This is a genomic window from uncultured Sphingosinicella sp. (assembly GCF_963974575.1).
Taxonomy (GTDB): Bacteria; Pseudomonadota; Alphaproteobacteria; order Sphingomonadales; family Sphingomonadaceae; genus Sphingosinicella.
In genome coordinates this window covers 165326-186424 of record NZ_CAXBBQ010000001.1, presented here as the reverse complement: position 1 = coordinate 186424, position 21099 = coordinate 165326, and the positions used below count along the sequence as shown (strand labels likewise).

The window sequence follows — 21099 nt, the reverse complement described above, 5'->3', positions numbered from 1 at the left end:
GAGGATACGTCATGGCTTTTTCGGATCTGTATCAGCTGACGCCGAGCGGCCCGACCTGGAGCGTCGCGCAGGAATTCCAGACGGTTTTCGATTTCGAATATTCGGACGATCGCGACGATCTCCTCAGCCTCTATGCCAAGGGCAAGAAGATGCAGTGGGATGCGGCCGAGCGCATCGACTGGTCGCAGGACCTCGATTGGGAAAACCCGCAGGGTATGCCGGAGCAGACCATCGGCATCTTCGGCTCGCCGATGTGGGAGAAGATGTCGAAGCAGGAGCGCATCGAACTGCGCCGCAACATGCAGGCATGGTCGGTTTCGCAGTTCCTGCACGGAGAGCAGGGTGCGCTCATCTGCTCGGCGAAGATCGTGCAGCAGGTGCCGGACCTTGAAGCCAAGTTCTACGCCTCCACGCAGACGATCGACGAGGCGCGGCACGTGGAGGCCTACAAGCGCCTGATCGAGAAGATCGGCATGAGCTATCCGATCACCGGCCCGCTCGCGACGCTCCTCGAACAGGTGCTCGAGGACAAGCGTTGGGACATGACGTACCTTGGTATGCAGGTGGTAATCGAAGGGCTCGCGCTCGCCGCCTTCGCGGGCATTCGAGACATGTCGACCTCGCCGCTCGCCGGCGCCGTCAATGCCTATGTGATGCAGGATGAAGCGCGCCACGTCGCCTTCGGCCGCCTCACCTTGCGCGAATATTATCCGCACCTGACCGCGGCCGAGAGGAAGGAGCGCGAGGAGTTCCTCGTGGAGGCGTGCTACCACATGCGCGACCGGTTCCAGTCGCGCGAGGTTTACGAAAATCTCGGCTTCGACGCCGCTGAGTGCGTGGCCTGGTCGGATCAGAGCGAGGGCGCGCGCAACTTCCGCAACCACCTCTTCAATCGCATCGTTCCCATTGTCGCGGATATCGGCCTGTGGGGCGAAACCGTGCAGCGCGGCTACGCGCAGATGGGCGTGCTCGATTACGTGAACGTCGATGTCGATGCGCTACAGGCGAACGACGAGAAGATCGCGCAGGATTTCGACGCCCGGCGCCGGAATATCGAGGAGGTCGCGGCTGTCGCCGCCGAATAGCGTCAGAACCGCGTTGCGACGGTGAGCGCCGGCCCGCTTCCCGGCGCGGCATCGCCCGCGACGCGGAACCGGTATTCGCCGCGCAGCGCGATCGTGGCTTTGCCGACGCGCTGCGAGAGCTGGGCGCCGGGGCCGAATTCAAGGCGCGATGCCGTGCGGCCGCCGCCGTCCTGCACGCTGCCCCACACGCCCCCGCCGAGCCCGATCCGCGTCCCCTCGCGCGCCGCGACCGGGTAGAGCGCGAGTCCCTGCGCGCCGGCAAACCCGTCCCGGCTGCTCGCGCCGACGACACCGGCTTCGGCATAGGCGCTGAGATCGATCGGAAGCTTCGCGTCCGCCGCGTGCCACGCGCCGCCGGACACGCGGATGGCCCACGCATCCCGTCCCTCGCGGCCGATCGCGATCAGCCGCTCCGCGCCGACAGTGGGCCCGTCGCGCCCAAGCGGCATCCAGGCGGCGCCGACCGCGCCTTGCCCGCTGCGGCCTTTGAGGTCGAGCCAGTCGTGCGCGATCGCGAGGCGGCCGAACAGTTCGATCGGGCGCCGCGCCAGCGGACCCGGCGTATAGCCGAGCCGGACGCCGCTCTGCCCGCCGCCAAGCAGCGGACGGTCGCTGACGAAGCCGCCGCCGCCGCTTCGGATCAGGCTGTAGGCATCGATACGCCACGCCTTGAGCAGCGCTGTGCGTTCAGCCTGCCAGAGCGCGGCATTGGCATGGCCCGGATCGGCGGCGAGCGCCGCGTCGAATTGCCGTGCCGCGGTGCGGCGGTCCCCCAGCGCCAGCGCGGTGTAGCCCGATGCGGCAAAATCATGGGCCGTCGGGGCGTCGCGTCTCACCGGAACGGATGCGACCACTTGTACGACGTTTTCGGCAACTTCTGTCGGGGCGGTAGGCGCCTGCAAGGTGGCGGCGGATGGGACAGCAGGGACCGCACGGGCCGGCAGCACACTCGGTGTCCCGGCCGGTGAGGCAGCCGCGATGTCTGCGCGCGGGTTGCCCGCGAGATGTTTCATCGCCGGAGCAGGCCGGGCGTGCGCGGCGAGCATGGCGGCAAAGGTCTCGCGCGCCGCCTCGAAGCGCCACGTCGCCCACAGCGCGAGCGCGGCCGCCATGACCCCGAAGGCGCGAACCGGGCGCATCTATTCGTCCGCCTCGATTTGCGGGAAACGGTGCGCGGTCTTTTCCCAGACCGGGCGCGTCTTGCTGATGAGGCTGCCGACGTAGAGTCGACAGGCGCGGAGGGCAGCGAGGAAGTTCACGATGTTGGCGATGAAGGCGCGGGGAAGCGCGCGAAGCGCTTCCATGGGCCCGTGCTGACGCCCCGTGAACATCATCCGCATCGCGAGCCGCCAGACGAGAAGCGCGGTTGTCAGCCGCAAAAGCCCCTCGAGTCCCGAGCCGCGTTCGACGACGGCGGGGAGCGTGCGCGCGTCCGGCACTGTCCCCTTCAGCACGATCGCAGCCGCGTAGGTGATCGCCGCGACGTAGGCGACGACCACGACAAGCGCGTTCAGCAGCGCCTTGCGGTCGCGCAGCAGCATGTAGCGCGCCGCGATCCCGCCCTGCCAGCCGATCCGGTCCCAGCCGTGGAGCGCGATGCCGAGCAGCCAGCGCGATTTCTGCCGCACGGCGGCCTCGAGCGTCGCCGGGAAATGCTCGCGCGTCGTCACATGCGGCTCGCCGCGCGTGCCGGGAATGCGGACGAACGCGGCATTGCCGCCGCGCGCGTGGATGCGGTGGCCGAGTTCGTAGTCTACGGTGAGCGAATCGGGGTCGAACGGCGCGCCGCCGAGCGCGTCCGCAATCTGCCCCATCATCTCCCGCTCGAACCCGCACGCGACGCCGGCGGCGGGCAGCGCCGCGCCGATCGCCTCGCGCACCACCATGTCCTTGGTGTGGCTCTCGGCGAACTCGTCGAGGTAATGCCCCGCGATCCAGCGCGACTGTGGATCGGCGAAGGGTACGACCGGAAGCTGCACCATCGCCTTCGCCGGGATCAGATAGTCGATGACGTCGAGTTCGCGTGCGTGCGCCACGTCTTCGGCGTCGTGCAGGACGACCGCTTTGAAGCGCACGCCATGCGCGCGCTCATACGCCTCCATGCCGTGCCAGATCGCGTTCAGGCAGTCGGCCTTGGTGGTCGGCCCGAGATGCGGCGCGGCGACGATTTCGATCCGGGGATCGGCGACCGCGTCCACCGCCGCGCGCGTCGGCGGGTCGTTGGGATAGACGCCGACGAAGATCCGGTATCGCGGGTGCCGCATCGTGCGCGTGAACGTCGCGAGCATCTGGCCGATCACGTCCGCCTCATCCCAGGCGGGCACGAACACCGCGATCGGCGCGCCGACCCCCGGTCCCACGAGCGTGCTCGCATCCGCGCGCGCCCAGACCCGATATATGGTGAGCCGCCGCCAGAGCTCCCGCGCGAAATAGAGGATGTCGAACAGAAGATCGTCGAGGCTCGATACGGCAACGCCCGCCGCCGCGAGAAGCAGCAGCTCTCGCGTCAGCAGCCAGTATCCGGCCAGCCAGACGTACGACTCTTCCAAACTGAACGATCCCCCCGTTCAGAAACGCATCCGTAATGATCTGGCGGGCTACGATTTGGCAAGTCCTTATTTTTGAATGATTTGTGTCTTTTCTCGCCAAGCGGCTCGGGGCGTCGTATATCTTTCTCCATGCAGCAATATCTCGACCTTCTCGCCCGCGTCCGCCGTCACGGCACCGAGCGCGGCGACCGCACCGGCACGGGAACGCTCAGCGTTTTCGGGCACCAGATGCGCTTCGATCTCGCCGATGGCTTCCCGATGCTGACGACGAAGAAGCTGCACCTGAAATCGATCGCGCACGAGCTGCTCTGGTTCCTCTCGGGCGACACCAACATCCGCTACCTGAAGGAAAACGGCGTCTCGATCTGGGATGAGTGGGCGGACAGCGAAGGCGAGCTCGGCCCCGTCTACGGCAAGCAGTGGCGCCGCTGGGAAACGCCGGACGGGCGCGTGATCGACCAGATCGCGAACCTCGTCGAGATGATCCGCCGCAATCCCGAATCGCGGCGCCTGATCGTGTCGGCATGGAACGTCGCGGAGGTGGACAGCATGGCGCTGCCGCCCTGCCACTGCCTGTTCCAGTTCTACGTCGCGGAAGGCCGGCTCTCCTGCCAGCTCTACCAGCGCAGTGCCGACGTGTTCCTCGGCGTGCCTTTCAACATCGCCTCCTACGCGCTCCTCACGCAGATGATGGCGCAGGTGACGGGGCTGAAGCCGGGCGAGTTCATCCACAGCTTCGGCGATGCGCACCTCTACCTCAATCACCTCGATCAGGCCGACCTGCAGCTGACGCGCCGCCCGATGGCGCTCCCCGAGATGCGCATCAACCCGGACGTGAAGGACATCTTCGGCTTCCGCTACGAGGATTTCGAACTCGTCGGCTATGAAGCGCAGCCGCACATCAAGGCGCCGGTGGCGGTGTGACCCCTACGTACAGGCCGGACATCGTTCTCGTCGTTGCGCGTGCCGACAATCGGGTGATCGGCAAGGACGGCGCGATGCCGTGGCATCTTTCCGAAGACCTGAAGCGCTTCAAGCGCATCACGGTCGGCAAGCCCGTGATCATGGGCCGCAAGACCTTCGAATCGATCGGCAAGCCGCTGCCCGGCCGCCACAACATCGTGCTCACGCGCCAGCCGGGCTGGCAGGCGGAGGGTGTGACCGTCGTGCCGAACCTCGCCGAAGCGATCGCCGCCGCCGGTCTCGATCCGCGTACGCGCGCCGAGGCGATCATGGTGGTGGGCGGCGCGGAGATATATGCGCAGGCGCTTCCCTTCGCGACGCGCATCGAGCTTACCGAAATTCACGCCGCGCCCGAAGGCGATACCTATTTTCCAGAGCTTGATCCCGCGCGCTGGCGTGAGACCTTCCGCGAGGTTCACGCGGCGGGGGAGACGCATCCCGCTTTTGATTTCGTAACGTTGGAGGCGGTTTGATGGCAAAGGCGAAGGTGCGCAGACGGCGCTGGCCCTGGATCGTGGCGGCGCTCGTCGTCCTTGCCGCCATCCTCTTCTTCGGCCTTGCGCCCGGCATCCTCGAGCGGTCGATGAACCGCATCGCGGGCTCGGGCGAATGGACCGTCAGCCCCGCCGCGCAGGCGCTGCACGACCGGCTGGCGATCGCCGATCTTCACTCCGATACGCTGCTCTGGAAGCGCGATCCCGAAGCGCGCGCCGATCGGGGCCATGTCGATCTGCCGCGGCTTCAGGAGGGTAATGTGAAGCTGCAGGTCTTCTCCTCCGTCACCAAGTCGCCGAAGGGCCAGAATTACGAGTCGAACGGCGCCGACACCGACACCATCACGATGCTCACGATCGCGCAGCTCCAGCCGCCGCGCACATGGGATTCGCTGCTCCAGCGCTCGCTCTGGCACGCCGAGCGGATGCAGCGCGCGAAGGGCTTCGCGCTGGTACAGACGGTGCGCGATCTCGATGCGCTGCTCGCCGACAGGACCGCGACCGGCGCGCTGCTCTCGATCGAAGGCCTGCAGAACCTCGAAGGCAAGCTCGGCAACGTCGATGTGCTGTTCGATGCGGGCTACCGCATGGCGGGCCTTACGCACTTCTTCGATAATGAACTGGCAGGCTCGATGCACGGGCTCGAAAAGGGCGGGCTCACCCCGCTCGGCCGCGATGTCATCCGCCGCATGGAGGCGAAAGGCATGGTCGTCGATCTCGCCCACGCCAGCCACAAGACCGTCGCCGAGGCGCTGAAGCTGGTAACGAAGCCGGTCGTCTACAGCCACGGCGGCGTCAAGGCGACGTGCAACACCAACCGCAACCTCACGGACGAGGAAATCCGCGGCATCGCGGCCACGGGCGGTGTCGTCGGTATCGGTTTCTGGGATGCCGCCGTGTGCGCGGCGACGCCGCAGGCGACGGCGCGCGCGATGCGGCATGTGCGCGATCTCGTCGGCATCGATCATGTCGGCCTCGGGTCAGACTGGGACGGCGCGACGACCGTGGGCGTCGATGCGGCGCACCTTCCCGCCATCACACAGGCGCTTCTCGATCAGGGTTTCACGCAGGCCGAAATCGAAAAGGCGATGGGTGGCAACGTGCTCCGCGTGCTCCGCGCCACCTTGCCGCGATAGGCTGGGCGGGATAGCAGAGCGGCCATGAAACGCATCACGGGGGATGCGCCGCTGCCCGACGCGCTTCGCGGCGGCATTGCGGCGATCGGGAATTTCGATGGCTTCCACAGCGGCCATCAGGCGGTGGTGGGCCGGGCGCTCGAACGCGCGCACGGCGAAGGGCTACCCGCGCTCGCGATCACCTTCGATCCGCATCCGGCGCGGCTGTTCCGTCCGCAATCCCCGCCCTTCGCGCTGACGACGACCGAGCAGAAGCTCGATCTGCTGGAAGCGTTCGGCTTGGATGCCGCCGTGGTGCTGCGTTTCGATGCGGCGTTCGCGGCGCTAACGGCCGATGAATTCGTCTCGGGCGTTCTCGTCGGGCGCCTCGGCCTCACGGGCACCGTCACCGGTGAAGACTTCACCTTCGGGCGCGGCGCGAGCGGGGACACGGCAACGCTGCTCGAACTGGGCAGCGCCCACGGTCTCATCCCCGAAACCGTCGCGCCGGTGCGCGATGAAGGCGCGGCGATCATCTCTTCCACGCGCGTGCGCGCTGCGCTGCAGGCGGGGCATTGCCGCGAAGCCACGGCGCTGATGGGGCGCCCTTTCGCTATTCGCGGCATTGTGGAGCATGGTGACAAGCGCGGCCGCACGATCGACGTGCCGACAGCCAACGTCGCGATCGATGCCGAATATGTCCGCCCTGCCTACGGCATTTATGCCGTGCGGTGCCGGCTGGAAGACGGGCGCGTGGTGGAAGGCGTCGCGAACCTCGGCATCCGGCCCATGTTCACGCCGCCGAAGGAGCTGCTCGAAGTCCATGTGTTCGACTTTGCAGAAGACCTTTACGGGCAGAGCATCGAGACACAGCTGATCGCGCATCTGCGCCCTGAAATGAAACTTGCCAGCCTCGACGTGCTGAAGGCCCAGATCGCCAAGGATATCGTGGACGCGCGCGCCGCGCTGCTCTAGGGCGTATGCCCGATATGAGCGACGAAACACGTAAAGACTACCGCGACACCGTCTTCCTGCCGAAGACCGATTTCCCGATGAAGGCCGGACTTGCCGATGCGGAGCCGAAATGGCTCGCGCGCTGGCAGGGGCTGGATTTCTACAAGCGCCTCCGCGCCGAGCGGAAGGGTCGCGAAAAGTTCGTCCTCCACGACGGCCCGCCCTACGCCAACGGCGACATGCACATCGGCCACGCGCTCAACCACGTGCTGAAAGACATGGTCGTCCGCACGCAGACGCTGCTCGGCAAGGACGCGCCCTATGTTCCGGGCTGGGATTGCCACGGGCTTCCGATCGAATGGAAGGTCGAGGAGGAATACCGCAAGAAGGGCAAGAACAAGGACGAGGTCGACCCCAAGGCCTTCCGCGCCGAATGCCGCGCCTACGCGCAGAACTGGGTGAACCGTCAGCGTGAGCAGCTGAAGCGCCTCGGCATCAACGGCGATTGGGACAATCCGTACCTTACGATGGATTTCCAGGCGGAATCGACGATCGTTTCCGAGCTGCTGAAGGTGGCGGAAAGCGGGCAACTTTACCGCGGCGCGAAGCCCGTGATGTGGTCGCCCGTGGAAAAGACCGCGCTCGCCGAAGCCGAGGTCGAATACGAGGACATCGTTTCCACGCAGGTGGACGTGGCGTTCGAGATCACCGAGGCGCCGAACGCGCCGGAACTGGTCGGCGCTTATGCGGTGATCTGGACGACGACCCCGTGGACGATCCCGGTGAACCGGGCGCTCGCGTATGGGCCGGACCTCGACTACGTGGTGGTCGAGACTGGTGGCAAACGTCTGCTTGTTGCCGAAGCGCTGCTCGCACCGACGTTGGCGCGCTATGGCGTGCAACCATCCGTTGCCGCAAAACCGGTCAAGGGCGCCGATCTCGCCGGCGCCATCGCACGCCACCCGTGGCACCATCTCGGCGGTTTCTTCGCCGAACCGCGTCCGCTCCTCGCGGGCGATTTCGTCACGACCGACACCGGCACGGGCATCGTCCACATGGCGCCGGACCACGGCGAAGACGACTTCTGGCTGTGCAAGGCGAACGGTATCGAGCCGAAGTTCGTGGTGGGGCCGGACGGCACCTATCAGGCGGATTGGCCGGTGGTCGGCGGCAACCACGTCTACAAGGTGAACGCGCCGGACGGCCCCGTCTGCGCGGCGCTTGCCGAGGTCGGCGGTCTGCTCGCAGCGTCCGCCGACTACAAGCACTCCTACCCGCACTCGTGGCGCTCGAAGGCCAAAGTGATCTTCCGCTGCACGCCGCAGTGGTTCGTGCCGATGGACAAGCCGATCGACGGCCAGATCCCGCTCTGCAAGACCGAAGCCGAGATTCGCAGCGCGCAGGGGCAGGGCCGCACGCTCCGCGAAACCGCGATGGCGGAGATCGAGCGCGTGCGCTGGGTGCCGGAACGCGGCGCGAACCGCATCGGCGCGATGGTTTCCGGGCGGCCCGATTGGGTGCTCTCGCGCCAGCGCGCGTGGGGCGTGCCGATCACGCTGTTCGTGCATCGGCAGACGGGCGAATATCTCGTCGACGCGGAAGTGAACGCCCGCATCGTCGCGGCGGTCCGCGCCGAGGGTGTCGATGCGTGGACGGGCACCGATCCGCAGGTCTTCCTGGGCGATCGCTACAAGGCCGACGACTACGAGCGCATCGGCGACATTCTCGACGTGTGGTTCGATTCGGGCTGCACGCACGCCTTCGTGCTCGAATCGGGCCGCTGGCCGGACCTGCGCTGGCCCGCCGATCTCTATCTCGAAGGGTCGGATCAGCATCGCGGCTGGTTCCAGTCCTCGCTGCTGCAATCCTGCGTCACGCGCGGCCGCGCGCCGTATGATGCGGTCGTCACGCATGGCTTCACGCTCGATGCGTCGGGTCGCAAGATGTCGAAGAGCCTCGGCAACACGATCGACCCGAACAAGGTGATCGGCGAAAGCGGCGCGGATGTGCTGCGCCTGTGGGCGGTGAACGTCGACTGGCGCGAGGATCACAGGATAGGCCCGGAAATCATGCGCGGCATGACCGATGCCTACCGCAAGGTCCGCAACACCTTCCGCTACCTCCTCGGCGCGCTCGAAGGCTTCGACGAGGCCGAGCGCATCGCGGCGTCTGACATGCCGGAGCTGGAACGCTGGGTGCTGCACCGCCTCGCCGAACTCGGCGACGAGCTGCGCCAGTGCGTGAACGATTACGATTTCACGCGCTACGTGACCGCGTTGCAGGCGTTCTGCGTCCATGACCTCAGCGCCTTCTACTTCGATGTGCGCAAGGACAGTCTTTACTGTGACGCCGTGACGTCAGCGAAACGACGCGCGTGCCGGACAGTCATGGACACGCTGTTCCACGCGCTCACCCGCTGGTTCGCCCCCGTTCTGGTGTTCACGGCCGAAGAAGCCTGGCAGGCTCGCTTCCCGAGTGAAGACGGCTCGGTTCACCTGCTCGATTGGCCGGAGATCGACGCGGCGTGGCTCGATGCGGCGCTTGGGGAAAAGTGGGCGACGATCCGCGCCGCGCGTGAAAGCGTCACCGAAGCGATCGAGCCCTTCCGCCGCGAGAAGACGATCCGTTCGTCGAACGAGGCGGTCGTGCGCCTTCCCGAAGTGGCCGGCATCTCGGCGGCCGACTTCGCCGAGGTTTCGATCGTCAGCGCGGCCGAATATGGAGGCGATTCTACGGTGGTCACGCGCACCGAGGCCGAAAAGTGCGCCCGCTGCTGGCGCCACACCGGCGATGTCGACCCCGCGACCGAGCTTTGCGTGCGGTGCGGGGAGGTTCTCGCGTGACCGCCGCGAAGGGCTATGTCGTCGCGGCGGCGATCTTCGTCGTCGATCAGCTCGTGAAGCTGTGGATCATCGCCGGCATCGGCCTGCAGGCGAAGGGCAGCATCAACCTCTTGCCGGTCCTCAGTCTCACGTGGGTCGAAAATCGCGGCGTTTCGATGGGGCTGCTCCAGGCCGACGGCGCGAAGGAACGCTGGATCCTCACCGCCGTCACCGCGCTCATCGCGGCGGGCGTCGCGTGGTGGATGCGCAAGGAAACGAACCGCATCGATATTCTTGCGCTCGCACTGGTGCTCGGCGGCGCGCTCGGCAACATCGTCGATCGCGTGCGTTTCGGCTATGTCGTCGATTTCGTCCACGTCCATGTCGGCGCGTGGAGCTTTTACGTCTTCAATGTCGCCGACGCGGCGATTACGATAGGTGTCGCAATCCTGCTGCTGCGCGCGTTCTTCGAACGCAAGCCCGCAGCAGCAGAATGAAGTGGAGTTGAAAAGCATGTCTTCCCTGACGCGCGCCGCGCTCGTGGCGATCACGGCGCTTGGCCTTTCCGCCTGCGGCAGCAGCGGCATCTTCGGGCGCGACGCGCCGGACGAGTTCGCCATCGGCCGCTCCGCACCGCTCGTCGTGCCGCCCGACTACAACCTCGCGCCGCCGCGCCCCGGCGCCCCGCGCCCGATGGAAACCGATGCGCAGACGCAGGCGATGGAAGCGCTGTTCGGCCCCGGCGTGCGCCCCGCGCCGAAATCGGCCGGAGAGCAGAAGCTGCTCGACGACGCGGGCGCCACGCGCCCCGATCCGTCGGCGCGCTCCACGGCAGGCGATCCCGCCACGGAGGTCGTCAACAAGGGCGCGCTCCTGAAAACGATCATCGACGCGCAGCCCGCCAATACCGACCCGGCGACGGCAAACGTCTCGATCAACGGCTGATCGTCAGCTGATCTTTTTCGCCATCCCGCGGCTGAAGCTTCCGAGCACGCCGCGGCCGATGCGCCCGCCCATCGGGCCCGCGATCGCCTTGCCGATCTCGTAGCCGATCTGGCTGCCCGCGGTCCCGACGGCGGTTGACGTTGCCGACGCGCTGCGGCGCGAAGGCTTCTTGCCCGCCAGGCTGTCTCCGAAGTCGCGCGCCTTCTTCGCCACGAACGCGCCGATCACCGCGCCCGCGATCTTGCCGAGGATGCTGTTCGACCAGCTGCCGCCGCGTCCGCCCGTCGCTTTCGTTTCGGCCTTTGTCGCAGCGGCGGCTTCGGACTCTTCCAGCGCCTGTTCCGCCCGCACCTTCAGAATTTCGAACGCCGATTCGCGATCGATCGTCTCCTCGTAGCGCCCCGCGAAGGGCGAGCTTGCGATCATCACCTTGCGCTCCTGCTCCGTGAGCGGCCCAAGCCGCGAGCAGGGCGGGCGGATGAGCGCGCGTTCCACCGGTGCGGGCGCGCCGTCGCGATCGAGCAGCGACACGAGCGCCTCGCCGACCTTCAACTCGGTGATCGCGGTCACCACATCGAGCCCCGGATTGATGCGGAACGTCTCGGCCGCCGCTTTGATCGCCTTCTGGTCGCGCGGTGTGAAGGCGCGCAGCGCGTGCTGGATGCGGTTGCCGAGCTGCCCGCCGACACCTTCGGGCACGTCGATCGGGTTCTGCGTGATGAAATAGACGCCGACGCCCTTCGAACGAATGAGCCGCACCACCTGCTCGATCTTCTCGAGCAGCGCCTTCGGGGCCTCGTCGAACAGCAGATGCGCCTCGTCGAAGAAGAACACCATCTTCGGCTGGTCGGGGTCGCCCACCTCGGGCAGCGCCTCGAAGAGTTCGGAGAGCAGCCACAGCAGGAACGTGGAATAAAGCCGCGGGCTCTGCATGAGCTTGTCGGCGGCGAGGATGTTCACCTGGCCCCTGCCGTCGTCGGCCACCGTCATGAAGTCCTTCACGTCGAGCGCGGGCTCGGCGAAGAAGCGCGCGCCGCCCTCGTTCTCCAGCACCAGCAGCTGCCGCTGGATCGCGCCGACGCTCGGTTTGGTGACATTGCCGTAGCGCGTGCCGATCGCCGCGGCATTGTCCGCCACATAGGTCAGCATCGATTGCAGATCCTTGAGGTCGAGCAGCATCAGCTGCTCCTCGTCGGCGATGCGGAACGCGATAGTGAGCACGCCCTCCTGCGTCTCGTTGAGCCCCATCAGGCGCGAGAGCAGCAGCGGCCCCATCTCGGAAACCGTGGTGCGCACGGGGTGCCCCTGCTCGCCGAACAGATCCCAGAACACCACCGGAAACGCCTCGTAGGCATAGTCGGCAAGGCCTATGCCGGCGGCGCGTTTCTGCAGGGCGTCGTGTGCTTTGTGCGTTGCGGAGCCGGGCATCGCGAGGCCCGCGAGATCGCCCTTCACGTCGGCCATGAACACGGGCACGCCGACCTTGGAGAAGCCTTCGGCGAGGATCTGCAGGCTCACCGTCTTGCCGGTGCCGGTCGCGCCCGCGATCAGCCCGTGCCGGTTGGCGCGCTTCAGATCGAGTTCGAGCCTTTTGTCGCCCGCCGCACCGACGAAGATCGTTCCCATCAACCGCTCCCCTGTCCGCCTAGGCGGCAAGTAAAGCATGTCGCGCGAAAACGGGAAGCCGGAAAAGAAAACCCCGGCCGCGAACATGTCGGGGCCGGGGTCATGTTTCTTGCCGAAGCGTTGAGGCTCAGCCTTCGTCCTTGCCCATCATGGCGATGCCGATGAACTGCGGCGGGCGCGATCCGCGCTTCACGAACAGCGCGACCGTGTCTTTACCGGCCTTGCGTGCCGCGTCCACGGCGGCCGCGGCCGCGGCAGGCGTCTTCGTCTGCTGCTGGTTGATTGAAAGGATCACGTCGCCGCGCTGCAGGCCGCGCTTCGCGGCGTCGCTGTTGCGGTTCAGGCTGGCGATCACGACACCCTCGACCTCATCGTCGATGCCAAGCTGGCGGCGAACTTCCGGCGTCAGTTCGGCAAGCGTGATGCCAAGGCTGCGGCGCGCGGAAGCCGTGGCTTCGTTTGCCGCCTTATCTTCACCCGGCGCCGCATTGTCGTTCCCCGCAATGGCGATCTCGGCGGGCCGCTCGATGAGCGTCGCCTGCACCGTCTGGCGCTTGCCCTTCCGGTAAAGCTCGATCGGCACGCGGTTGCCGATGCCGCTGTTCGCGACGATCGACGACAGCGTGTTGTCGACGGTCACTTCCTGGTTGTTCACGCGCGTGATGACGTCGCCGGGAACGATGCCCGCCTTCTTCGCCGGGCCGTCGTTCTCGACGCTCGCGACGATCTCGCCGCGATCCTTCTGGAGCCCGAGCGCGGAGGCGATTTCGGGCGTCACAGGCTGAATGCTGACGCCGAGGTACCCGCGCCGCACGCGGCCGATCGAACGCAGCTGGTCGATCACGGGGGAGGCCTGCTCGGCCGGAATCGCGAAGCCGATGCCGACATTGCCGCCGGTGGGCGAGAAGATCGCCGTGTTCACGCCGATCACGTTGCCGTTCAGATCAAACATGGGCCCACCGGAGTTGCCCTGGTTGATCGAGGCGTCGGTCTGGATGTAGCGGTCGTATTGCCCCGCCTGGATGTTGCGGTGGAGCGCCGAGACGATGCCCGCCGTCACCGTGCCGCCAAGGCCGAAGGGGTTGCCGATCGCGATCACCCAGTCGCCGACGCGCACGCGCTCGGACTGGCCGAAGCGCACATAGGGCAAATCCTTGCCCTCGATCTTCAGCAGCGCGAGGTCGGAAAGCGGATCGCGCCCGATGATGCGCGCCGAATATTCGGTGCGGTCGGAAAGCGTCACGGTGATCTTGTCGACGGGCTCGTTGCCGCCGCGCCCGGTGACGACGTGGTTGTTGGTGACGACATAGCCGTCCGGCGAGATGATGAAGCCGGAGCCGAGCGACTGCGCCTCGCGCGTCTCGGGCTCCTGCCCGTCCTGCTGCTGCTCCTGAAAGCGGCGGAACAGCTCGTCGAGCGGTGTGCCGGGCGCCAGGCGCGGGATGCCCCGCAGGCGGCCGACCTCGATCTCCTGCGTAGTCGAAACGTTGACCACCGCGGGCTGAAGCCGCGCGGTCAGGTCCGCGAAGCTGCCGGGCGCGCCGCCGGGGGCGGTGACCTGCTGCTGCGCACTCAGCGATTCCGGCGCCGTTTGCTGGGCGTGGCCCGGTTCCTGAAGGGCAAGTGTCGCGGCGCTGGCAAACAGAACTGCCGCGCCGGTCATGGCTAATGCGATACGCACGTATCTCGTCTCCTCAAGTTGACGCCATGTAAGCACCGCCCGGCGTCAATACAATCTGCCCCTTATGTCTTCATCCCTGCAACCGCACCGCCGCGACGATCGCAACACCCGCGAGCACCGCGCCGAGCCCGGCGATGCGAACCGTGCTCTCTCCCTGTGCAAACAACATCGCTGCCGCCCTTCGCATCGCATCGGGGAACAACGCATAGGCCGCGCCTTCCATCACGAGGGCGAGGCCGATCGCTGCAAGGAGATCGTTACCCATACGGATCAGCGGCCGCGGACCCCTTGGAACTCACGCAGGAATTCATTGTCGGGCGAAAGAATCACGCTGGCATTGCCGTCGTTGAACGTGGTCCGATACGCCTGCATCGCGCGGTAAAAGGCGTAGAATTCCTTATCCTTGCCGAAGGACTGCGCATACACGCGCGATGCCTCGGCGTCGGCTTCGGCGCGGATGATCTGCGCCTGTTTGCGGCCCTGCGCGCGGATCGATTCGGCTTCCTGCTGGCGCGCGGTCTGCATCCGCAGGAATGCGGACTGCAAGGGGTCGCCCGGCGGAAGATCGGCACGCTTGATGCGTACATCGACGATCTCGGCGCCGTAGCGGCTGGCTTCACGGTTCACGGCTTCCTGGATCGTATCCATCAGCTGGCCGCGCTCGGGGCTGAGCAGCGTTGCAAAGGTCTGCCGGCCAAGCTCGTTGCGCAGGCGCGAGCCGAGAATGCGCGAAAGTTCGTCGGCAACGCGATCCTCCGATCGCACGGTCTGATACATGCGCAGCGGATCGACGATGCGGAAACGTGCGAAGGCATCCACGACAAGGCGAAGCTGATCGGTGGAAAGCACCACCTGCTGCGGCATGTCGAGATCGCGGATGCGCTTGTCGACCCACACGACGTTTTCGATGAACGGCGCCTTCAGCGTCAGCCCGGCGCCCGTGGCGCCGAAGGGATCGTTAGCGTTGTAGCGGTTGACGATCCTGTCGGGCTTGCCGAGCCGCACGATGATCGCCTGTTGCGATTCCGAAACGGTGAACAGCGACGTCGTGATCAGAATCAGCGCAAGGAAGGCGAGGCCGACGAGCGCGATCGGGTTGCGCAGGGTCATTGTGCGTCTCCCGCCGCGTTTGCAACAGCGCGTTTTCGCACTTCCGGCAGCGGCAGATAGGGGACGACGCCGTCAGCCTCGATGATCGTCTTGTCCACCTTGCCCAGCACCTCTTCCATCGTCTCCAGATACATGCGCTTGCGCGTCACTTCCGGCGCCAGCCGATATTGTTCGTACACCGCGTCGAAGGCGGCGGCTTGCCCTTGCGCCAGCGAAAGCAGCGATTGTGAATAACGGCGCGCCTCGTTCAGATACTGTTCGGCGTTCTGCTGCGCGGCGGACACGTCCTTGAACGCAGAATCGACGGCGGCGGGCGGGTCGGCCTGCTTGATGTCGACGCCGACGATGTCGACGCCGGCCTTGTAGCTGTCGAGCATTTCCTGCGTGCGCACCCGCACCTGCTCGGCGATCTGCGCGCGCTGCGGGCCGATCGCTGCGTCGAGCGGAACGCGCGCCACTTCCGCGCGCATCGCCGATTCGGCGACTTCGCGGATCGTGGTTTCGGGCTCGGCGAGCTGGAACAGGAACTGCACGGGATCCTTGATCTTCCAGCGCACCGCGTAGGCGATGTCGATGATGTTCTGATCGCCCGTCAGCATCAGGTTCTCGGTCGATGCATCCGTTGATCCGATGTCGATCGTGGCGACGGTCTCCACAGCGGGTTTGCTCACGGTTTCGAACGGTGCGGGCAGCTTGAAGTGCATACCCGGCCCCGTCGTGCGCGAATAGGCGCCGAAGCGCTGCACGACGCCGCGTTCCTCGGGCACCACGCGGTAGAACGATGTGAATGCGATCCAGACGAGCGCGATGCCGAGGATCACGTAGCCCCATGGCATCGAACCGCCCTTGGAGCCGCCGGGCAGGCCGGAACGCAGCCGTTCCTGGCTGCGGCGGATGAACTCGTCGAAATCGGGTCCGCCGCCGCCGCGATTGCCACCACCGCCGCCGGAGCCGCCGCCCGAGCCGCCACCCCAGGGGTTGCGCGGTCCGTTGCCGTTGCCGCTGCCCCAGGGGCCGGAGTTGTTACTGTTATTCTCCCAAGGCATTCGCTACCCGTCGATTGCTTCCAATGAACAGCCTATATACGGACGCCTCCGCGCATTTGCGAGACATGCTGACCGGCAAGGAGTGAAAATGGCGGGCGAAGACCTGTTGCGCGCAGCGCTTGAGCGGCTTGCGGACCCGGTATCGGGCAAGGATATCGTAAGCGCCGGGCGTGTTTCGGGCATCGTGCTGCGAAGCGCTCAAGCCGGGCTGGTGCTCGCCGTGGACGGGCTTTCGCCGCACGATGCGAAGACGCTGGAGGCGCGTGTCGATGCCGCGCTGCGCGCTGTGCCGGGCGTCGAGGGTGCGCGCATCATCACCACCTCCGAACGCGGCGATGCGCCGCAGGGGCCGCACCCGACCGCGCCGGCACCGCTTCCCGAAATCCGCCACATCATCGCCGTCGGCTCGGGCAAGGGCGGCGTCGGCAAGTCCACCGTCGCCGCGAACCTCGCCGTTGCGCTGGCGTCGCAGGGGCTGAGGGTCGGGCTGCTCGACGCCGACATCTATGGCCCGTCCGTGCCGATGCTGATGGGGCGGCAGGAGCGGCTGACGCTGCGCGAGAAGCTGATCCAGCCCGCCGAGGTGCATGGTTTGAAGGCTGTTTCGATCGGCGCGATGACCGATCCCGATCGCGCCGTCGTCTGGCGCGGACCGATGGCGTCGAGCGCGCTGATGCAGATGCTGACGCAGACCGAGTGGGGTCCGATCGATGTGCTCGTCGTCGATCTGCCGCCGGGTACGGGCGATATCCAGCTCACGATGGCGCAGAAGGTGCCGCTCGCGGGCGCGGTGATCGTCTCGACGCCGCAGGATCTCGCGCTCATCGACGCGAAGAAGGCGGTCGCGATGTTCGGCAAGGTCGGCGTGCCGATCCTCGGCATGATCGAAAACATGTCGACGTTCCATTGCCCGGCCTGCGGCCATGAAAGCCATATCTTTGGGCACGGCGGCGCGGAGGATGCCGCAAGGACGATGGGCATCGCCTTCCTCGGTGGCATCCCGCTCGAAATCGGCATCCGCGAGGCGAGCGACGCTGGCACCCCAGTTGCCCTTCGTGATGATCCGGCGGGGAACGCCTTCCGCCGCATCGCCGTTCAGGTGCTGGATGCATTGAAGGAGACCGAACGTGCCACTGACCGCCGCTGAAGACATCCGCGACCTGCTCACAAACGTCCGAACCGTCGCGATGGTCGGCGCATCCGATCGCCCGGACCGCCCGAGCCACGGCGTGATGGCCTATCTGCAGGGGCGGGGCTACCGCGTCATCCCGGTGAACCCGACGCTCGCGGGCGCCACGCTTCATGGCGAAACCGTCTACGCTTCGCTTGCCGAAATCCCCCAGCCTGTCGACATGGTCGATATCTTCCGCCGCTCCGACGCGGTCGGACCGGTCGTCGACGAGGCCATCGCCATCGGTGCGAAGGCGGTATGGATGCAACTCGGCGTCATCAACGAAGATGCCGCCGCGAAGGCGGAGGCCGCCGGACTGAAGGTGGTGATGGACGATTGCCCCGCCCGCGCGATTCCCCGCCTCGGCGTCCCGAAGGTGTTGGAATAGGAAAGCCGGCCGCAGACTCGACCGCCGTCCGACTACTTCTTCTACTTGTGAAGTTTCAGGCGCCCGCCACCGTCATGCCCTCGATGCGCAACGTGGGCGCATTCACGGCATAGCGGAACACCAGATCGTCGGCCGGCGTCAGGTTCAGGAACATGGACTTCAGATTTCCGGCAACGGTAATCTCGGCGACCGCGCCCGTGATCTCGCCGTCCTCGATCAAAAAGCCCGCCGCGCCCCGGCTGTAGTCGCCGGTGACGACGTTGACGCCCTGGCCGATCAGTTCGGTGACAAGCACGCCCCGTCGGATGTCCGCGATGAGCGCGCTCCGGCTCAGCGTCCCGGCCTCCATGGAGAGGTTGGACGTGGAAACGCCCGGTGGACCCGAAACGCCGCGCGAGGCATGGCCGGATGGGCTGCTGCCAAGCTGCCGCGCAGAGGCGCTATCGAGCAGCCAGCCGGTGAGGCGTCCGCTGTCGACGAGCCGCGTGCGCGAGGTCGGCAACCCCTCGCCGTCGAACGGTCGGGAGCGGAGCCCGCGCACGCGCAGCGGATCGTCGACGATGGAAAGACCACGCGGGAAGATCTCCTGCCCCAGCGAATCCTTGAGGAAGCTGGTACCGCGCGTGATCGCCGATCCGCTGATCGCGCCCGCGAAATGGCCCAGCAGCGATCCCGCGACGCGCGGATCAAACACCACCGGCATCGCACCGGTCGCGAGCTTGGCGGGCGATAGGCGCGAAACGGCGCGCTCGCCCGCAAGCCGGCCAACGGTTTCGGGTGTCTCCAGATCGGCGTCATGTCGCGCGCTGTGATAGGCGTAGTCGCGCTGCATCGCGTCACCCGAACCGGCGATGATCGAGGCGGAGACGCCGTAGGAGCTGCCTGAATAAGCACCCGCGAAGCCGTGCGAGGTGGCGAGCGCATAGACTGCGCGGCCGGTACTGGCGGAGGCGCCCTGCGAATTGCTGACACCCTCAACGGCGCGCGCCGCATCTTCGGCGGCAAGCGCGCGGGCGCGCAATGCCTCGACTGGGATGTCCGTGCCGTCGTCGATGTCCAGTGTGGGCCAAGGCCCTTTCGTCAGCCGCTCGGCGGGGGCGAGGCCCGCGTAGCGATCCTCGGGCGCCTCGCGCGCCATCGCGACCGCACGCTCGGCAGCAGCGGCGAGCGCGGCAGCGGAGAGGTCGGAAGAGGAGACATTGGCGCTGCGCTGGCCGATGAAAACACGAATGCCGATCTCCTCGGCCTCCGAGCGGCCAATGTCCTCGAGTTCGCCGAGCCGGACATGCACGCTCGACGACATGTCGCCGAAGTAAACTCCGTCTGCGGCATCGGCGCCCAGCGCCTTGGCGCGGGCGATGGCGTGGTCGAGGCGGTCGAGCGCGGCGTTCGGGTCAAGCATGGCCGCCGCGCATAAGCGCTTGCAGGCCGCGCGTCAAAGTCCGGCCACGAGGCAGGCCGCGAAGACCAGCGCGCCCGTTACCGTGTTCGCGCGGAACAGGCGGAGCGTGCCCACCGTGTCGGTGCTATGCAGCGCGCGAACCTGCCATAGCAGGTGGAGCGCGGCGGGAAGCAATGCCGCAACGACGAGCGGCTGCTCTGGCGCGGCAAGCAGGAGCGCGGCGGCAAGGAGGAGGACCGTGATGGCATAGAAGCTCGCCACACCCACGCGTACGTTCCCGCCCAGCCGCCGTGCCGACGACTTGATGCCCGCAAGCGCATCGTCCTCGATGTCCTGAAGCGCGTAGATCGTATCGTAGCCGAGCGTCCAGAACAGGCCTGCCGCATAGAGCGCGAGCGCTGCGGGCGGCAGGCTGCCGGCGATTGCCGCGAAGCCGACGAGCGCCCCCCAGTTGAAGGTGAGGCCGAGCCACGCTTGCGGCCACCAGGTTATGCGCTTCATGAACGGGTAGCCCGCGACCAGCAGCAAAGAGCAGAGCGCGACAACCTGTGCGAACCCGCCGAGCTGGAGCAGCACGACGAGGCCAAGCAGCGACAGGCTGCTGAGCAGTGCCCAAGCGGCCTTGAGCGATACCGTGCCGCTGGCGAGCGGGCGATCGCGCGTGCGCTCGACACTGGCATCGAGATCGCGATCCACGATGTCGTTGTAGACGCACCCTGCCGAGCGCATCGCGAACGAGCCGATCAGGAACAGCAGCACCAGATACGATTCCTGCGGAAGGCCGCCGGCCAGCGCCGTGCCCCACGCGCAGGGCCAGAACAGCAGCCATGCGCCGATCGGCCGGTCTGCACGCGCCAGCCGGGCGTAAGGCTTCCATGACTGGGGCAACATTTCGACCCAGCTCCCGGCAACAGCATCGGGCGTCGCGCGGTCGGCAGGTTCCGGCGTGGTCAGGGGCGGGGTCTCCATGCTAGCGGGTCAGCATGGGTGATCGATCATTGTCAAGCAAGGCAGGCCCCCGTCTGTTCGTGGACACACAGCTGGGTGCCGGGACAACGTTGCCTCTCGCCGCGGCGGCTGGGCACTACCTGACGCGCGTGATGCGTTTGCGCGAGGGCGACGGTGTCCGGCTGTTCGACGACCGCACGGGCGAATGGCAGGCGGTGATCGCCGCCATCGGCAAGCGCGAAGTGGTGGTGCGGGCGGAGGCTCTGCTGAAGTCACGCGAGGTGGTGCCCGACCTCTGGCTCTGCGCCGCGCCGCTGAAGGCGGGCCGCATCGACTGGCTTGCGGAGAAGGCGTGCGAGCTCGGCGTGGCGCGGTTGGTGCCTACCGTGACGCGGCGCACGGTTGTGGGCAATCTGAAGCGCGACCGCTTGCGCGCGCACATGATCGAGGCAGCCGAACAGTGCGAACGTACGGCGTTGCCGGAGCTCGGCGATCCCGTCCCGCTCGCAGCGCTGCTTGCGGACTGGCCAGTGGAGCGCGCGCTGATCTTCTGCGACGAGGAAGGCGGCGAACCAGTCGCGAAGGTGCTGCCCGGCGTTGCTGTGCCCGCAGCGATCCTTATCGGCCCCGAGGGTGGGTTCGATGATACCGAGCGTGCGGCCATCCGGACACTGCCACAGTGCGTGCGTGTTTCACTCGGCCCCCGCATCCTGCGCGCCGACACGGCAGCGGCAGCGGCGGTTGCGATCTGGCAGGCGCTTGCGGGGGATTGGCGGGGAGATTGAGCCTCGCTCATTTCC

Annotated in this window: 20 protein-coding genes; 11 read left to right on the top strand and 9 right to left on the bottom strand. The window is 66.9% G+C overall.

Features of this window, described 5'->3' with window-relative positions; genetic code table 11:
* Positions 1-11: 11 nt before the first annotated feature.
* Positions 12-1085 (top strand): diiron oxygenase, encoded by a 1074-nt coding sequence (locus tag AAC014_RS00970; protein WP_339703048.1) that lies wholly within the window; start codon positions 12-14, stop codon positions 1083-1085.
* A 2-nt stretch (positions 1086-1087) separates the two neighbouring features.
* Here AAC014_RS00970 and AAC014_RS00965 read toward each other — a convergent pair whose 3' ends face one another.
* Both AAC014_RS00965 and AAC014_RS00960 read right to left on the bottom strand, forming a co-directional pair.
* The gene (locus AAC014_RS00965) at positions 1088-2224 is read right to left on the bottom strand and encodes a hypothetical protein (protein WP_339703045.1); all 1137 of its coding nucleotides are present in this window, start codon (positions 2222-2224) and stop codon (positions 1088-1090) included.
* Entirely contained in the window at positions 2225-3634 is a 1410-nt protein-coding gene (locus AAC014_RS00960) for a glycosyl transferase family protein (protein ID WP_339703042.1), read from the bottom strand. It lies immediately after the preceding gene.
* Between the two features lie 129 nt (positions 3635-3763).
* Here AAC014_RS00960 and AAC014_RS00955 point away from each other — a divergent pair, with 129 nt between their 5' ends.
* The 7 genes from AAC014_RS00955 to AAC014_RS00925 are packed head-to-tail and all read left to right on the top strand — an operon-like array spanning position 3764 to position 10927.
* The gene (locus AAC014_RS00955; RefSeq protein ID WP_121051311.1) at positions 3764-4558 is read left to right on the top strand and encodes a thymidylate synthase; all 795 of its coding nucleotides are present in this window, start codon (positions 3764-3766) and stop codon (positions 4556-4558) included.
* Positions 4555-5070, top strand: a complete 516-nt coding sequence (locus AAC014_RS00950; RefSeq protein ID WP_339703035.1) for a dihydrofolate reductase — start codon at positions 4555-4557, stop codon at positions 5068-5070. Before AAC014_RS00955 ends, AAC014_RS00950 begins: the two co-directional genes overlap by 4 nt.
* On the top strand, positions 5070-6227 hold the full coding sequence (locus AAC014_RS00945) for a dipeptidase (RefSeq protein ID WP_339703032.1): 1158 nt from the start codon (positions 5070-5072) through the stop codon (positions 6225-6227). Before AAC014_RS00950 ends, AAC014_RS00945 begins: the two co-directional genes overlap by 1 nt.
* 24 nt (positions 6228-6251) lie before the next feature.
* Complete coding sequence (locus tag AAC014_RS00940; RefSeq protein ID WP_339703029.1) at positions 6252-7181, top strand: bifunctional riboflavin kinase/FAD synthetase; 930 nt, start codon at positions 6252-6254, stop codon at positions 7179-7181.
* A gap of 14 nt (positions 7182-7195) precedes the next feature.
* Positions 7196-10003 carry an isoleucine--tRNA ligase gene (gene ileS, locus AAC014_RS00935; RefSeq protein WP_339703027.1) on the top strand — a complete coding sequence of 936 codons (2808 nt, stop codon included), beginning with the start codon at positions 7196-7198 and terminating at the stop codon, positions 10001-10003.
* Positions 10000-10479, top strand: coding sequence for a signal peptidase II (lspA, locus tag AAC014_RS00930; RefSeq protein WP_339703024.1), 480 nt, complete (start codon positions 10000-10002; stop codon positions 10477-10479). Before ileS ends, lspA begins: the two co-directional genes overlap by 4 nt.
* 16 nt (positions 10480-10495) lie before the next feature.
* A complete protein-coding gene (locus AAC014_RS00925) occupies positions 10496-10927 on the top strand; it encodes a DUF3035 domain-containing protein (protein ID WP_339703021.1) in 432 nt (143 codons plus the stop codon).
* Positions 10928-10930: 3 nt separating this feature from the next.
* On the opposite strand, the gene AAC014_RS00920 is transcribed toward AAC014_RS00925, so the two are convergent.
* From AAC014_RS00920 to hflK, 5 genes are all read right to left on the bottom strand, one after another.
* On the bottom strand, positions 10931-12553 hold the full coding sequence (locus tag AAC014_RS00920; RefSeq protein ID WP_339703018.1) for a helicase HerA-like domain-containing protein: 1623 nt from the start codon (positions 12551-12553) through the stop codon (positions 10931-10933).
* Between the two features lie 127 nt (positions 12554-12680).
* Positions 12681-14234, bottom strand: coding sequence for a Do family serine endopeptidase (locus tag AAC014_RS00915; RefSeq protein ID WP_339703016.1), 1554 nt, complete (start codon positions 14232-14234; stop codon positions 12681-12683).
* Between the two features lie 70 nt (positions 14235-14304).
* The gene (locus tag AAC014_RS00910) at positions 14305-14499 is read right to left on the bottom strand and encodes a DUF2065 domain-containing protein (protein WP_339703014.1); all 195 of its coding nucleotides are present in this window, start codon (positions 14497-14499) and stop codon (positions 14305-14307) included.
* Between the two features lie 5 nt (positions 14500-14504).
* Positions 14505-15344 carry a protease modulator HflC gene (locus tag AAC014_RS00905; protein ID WP_339703011.1) on the bottom strand — a complete coding sequence of 280 codons (840 nt, stop codon included), beginning with the start codon at positions 15342-15344 and terminating at the stop codon, positions 14505-14507.
* Positions 15341-16390, bottom strand: coding sequence for an FtsH protease activity modulator HflK (gene hflK, locus AAC014_RS00900; RefSeq protein ID WP_339703008.1), 1050 nt, complete (start codon positions 16388-16390; stop codon positions 15341-15343). Before hflK ends, AAC014_RS00905 begins: the two co-directional genes overlap by 4 nt.
* An 88-nt stretch (positions 16391-16478) precedes the next feature.
* On the opposite strand from hflK, the gene AAC014_RS00895 reads away from it, so the two are divergent.
* Both AAC014_RS00895 and AAC014_RS00890 read left to right on the top strand, forming a co-directional pair.
* The gene (locus tag AAC014_RS00895; protein WP_339703006.1) at positions 16479-17537 is read left to right on the top strand and encodes an Mrp/NBP35 family ATP-binding protein; all 1059 of its coding nucleotides are present in this window, start codon (positions 16479-16481) and stop codon (positions 17535-17537) included.
* Positions 17518-17949 carry a CoA-binding protein gene (locus AAC014_RS00890; protein WP_339703003.1) on the top strand — a complete coding sequence of 144 codons (432 nt, stop codon included), beginning with the start codon at positions 17518-17520 and terminating at the stop codon, positions 17947-17949. Before AAC014_RS00895 ends, AAC014_RS00890 begins: the two co-directional genes overlap by 20 nt.
* A gap of 55 nt (positions 17950-18004) precedes the next feature.
* On the opposite strand, the gene AAC014_RS00885 is transcribed toward AAC014_RS00890, so the two are convergent.
* Entirely contained in the window at positions 18005-19351 is a 1347-nt protein-coding gene (locus AAC014_RS00885) for a metallopeptidase TldD-related protein (RefSeq protein WP_339703000.1), read from the bottom strand.
* A 33-nt stretch (positions 19352-19384) separates the two neighbouring features.
* Positions 19385-20320, bottom strand: a complete 936-nt coding sequence (gene ubiA / locus AAC014_RS00880) for a 4-hydroxybenzoate octaprenyltransferase (protein ID WP_339702997.1) — start codon at positions 20318-20320, stop codon at positions 19385-19387.
* Positions 20321-20334: 14 nt separating this feature from the next.
* On the opposite strand from ubiA, the gene AAC014_RS00875 reads away from it, so the two are divergent.
* On the top strand, positions 20335-21084 hold the full coding sequence (locus tag AAC014_RS00875; RefSeq protein ID WP_339702994.1) for a 16S rRNA (uracil(1498)-N(3))-methyltransferase: 750 nt from the start codon (positions 20335-20337) through the stop codon (positions 21082-21084).
* The last annotated feature ends 15 nt before the right edge of the window (positions 21085-21099 follow it).

Bases quoted from the DNA above. Each gene is read 5' to 3' on its own strand.
- AAC014_RS00970 (WP_339703048.1), top strand. From the start codon at position 12: ATGGCTTTTTCGGATCTGTATCAGCTGACGCCGAGCGGCCCGACCTGG.
- AAC014_RS00965 (WP_339703045.1), bottom strand. From the start codon at position 2,224: ATGCGCCCGGTTCGCGCCTTCGGGGTCATGGCGGCCGCGCTCGCGCTG.
- AAC014_RS00955 (WP_121051311.1), top strand. From the start codon at position 3,764: ATGCAGCAATATCTCGACCTTCTCGCCCGCGTCCGCCGTCACGGCACC.
- AAC014_RS00945 (WP_339703032.1), top strand. From the start codon at position 5,070: ATGGCAAAGGCGAAGGTGCGCAGACGGCGCTGGCCCTGGATCGTGGCG.
- AAC014_RS00940 (WP_339703029.1), top strand. From the start codon at position 6,252: ATGAAACGCATCACGGGGGATGCGCCGCTGCCCGACGCGCTTCGCGGC.
- ileS (WP_339703027.1), top strand. From the start codon at position 7,196: ATGAGCGACGAAACACGTAAAGACTACCGCGACACCGTCTTCCTGCCG.
- AAC014_RS00925 (WP_339703021.1), top strand. From the start codon at position 10,496: ATGTCTTCCCTGACGCGCGCCGCGCTCGTGGCGATCACGGCGCTTGGC.
- AAC014_RS00920 (WP_339703018.1), bottom strand. From the start codon at position 12,553: ATGGGAACGATCTTCGTCGGTGCGGCGGGCGACAAAAGGCTCGAACTC.
- AAC014_RS00910 (WP_339703014.1), bottom strand. From the start codon at position 14,499: ATGGGTAACGATCTCCTTGCAGCGATCGGCCTCGCCCTCGTGATGGAA.
- AAC014_RS00905 (WP_339703011.1), bottom strand. From the start codon at position 15,344: ATGACCCTGCGCAACCCGATCGCGCTCGTCGGCCTCGCCTTCCTTGCG.
- hflK (WP_339703008.1), bottom strand. From the start codon at position 16,390: ATGCCTTGGGAGAATAACAGTAACAACTCCGGCCCCTGGGGCAGCGGC.
- AAC014_RS00895 (WP_339703006.1), top strand. From the start codon at position 16,479: ATGGCGGGCGAAGACCTGTTGCGCGCAGCGCTTGAGCGGCTTGCGGAC.
- AAC014_RS00885 (WP_339703000.1), bottom strand. From the start codon at position 19,351: ATGCTTGACCCGAACGCCGCGCTCGACCGCCTCGACCACGCCATCGCC.
- ubiA (WP_339702997.1), bottom strand. From the start codon at position 20,320: ATGGAGACCCCGCCCCTGACCACGCCGGAACCTGCCGACCGCGCGACG.
- AAC014_RS00875 (WP_339702994.1), top strand. From the start codon at position 20,335: ATGGGTGATCGATCATTGTCAAGCAAGGCAGGCCCCCGTCTGTTCGTG.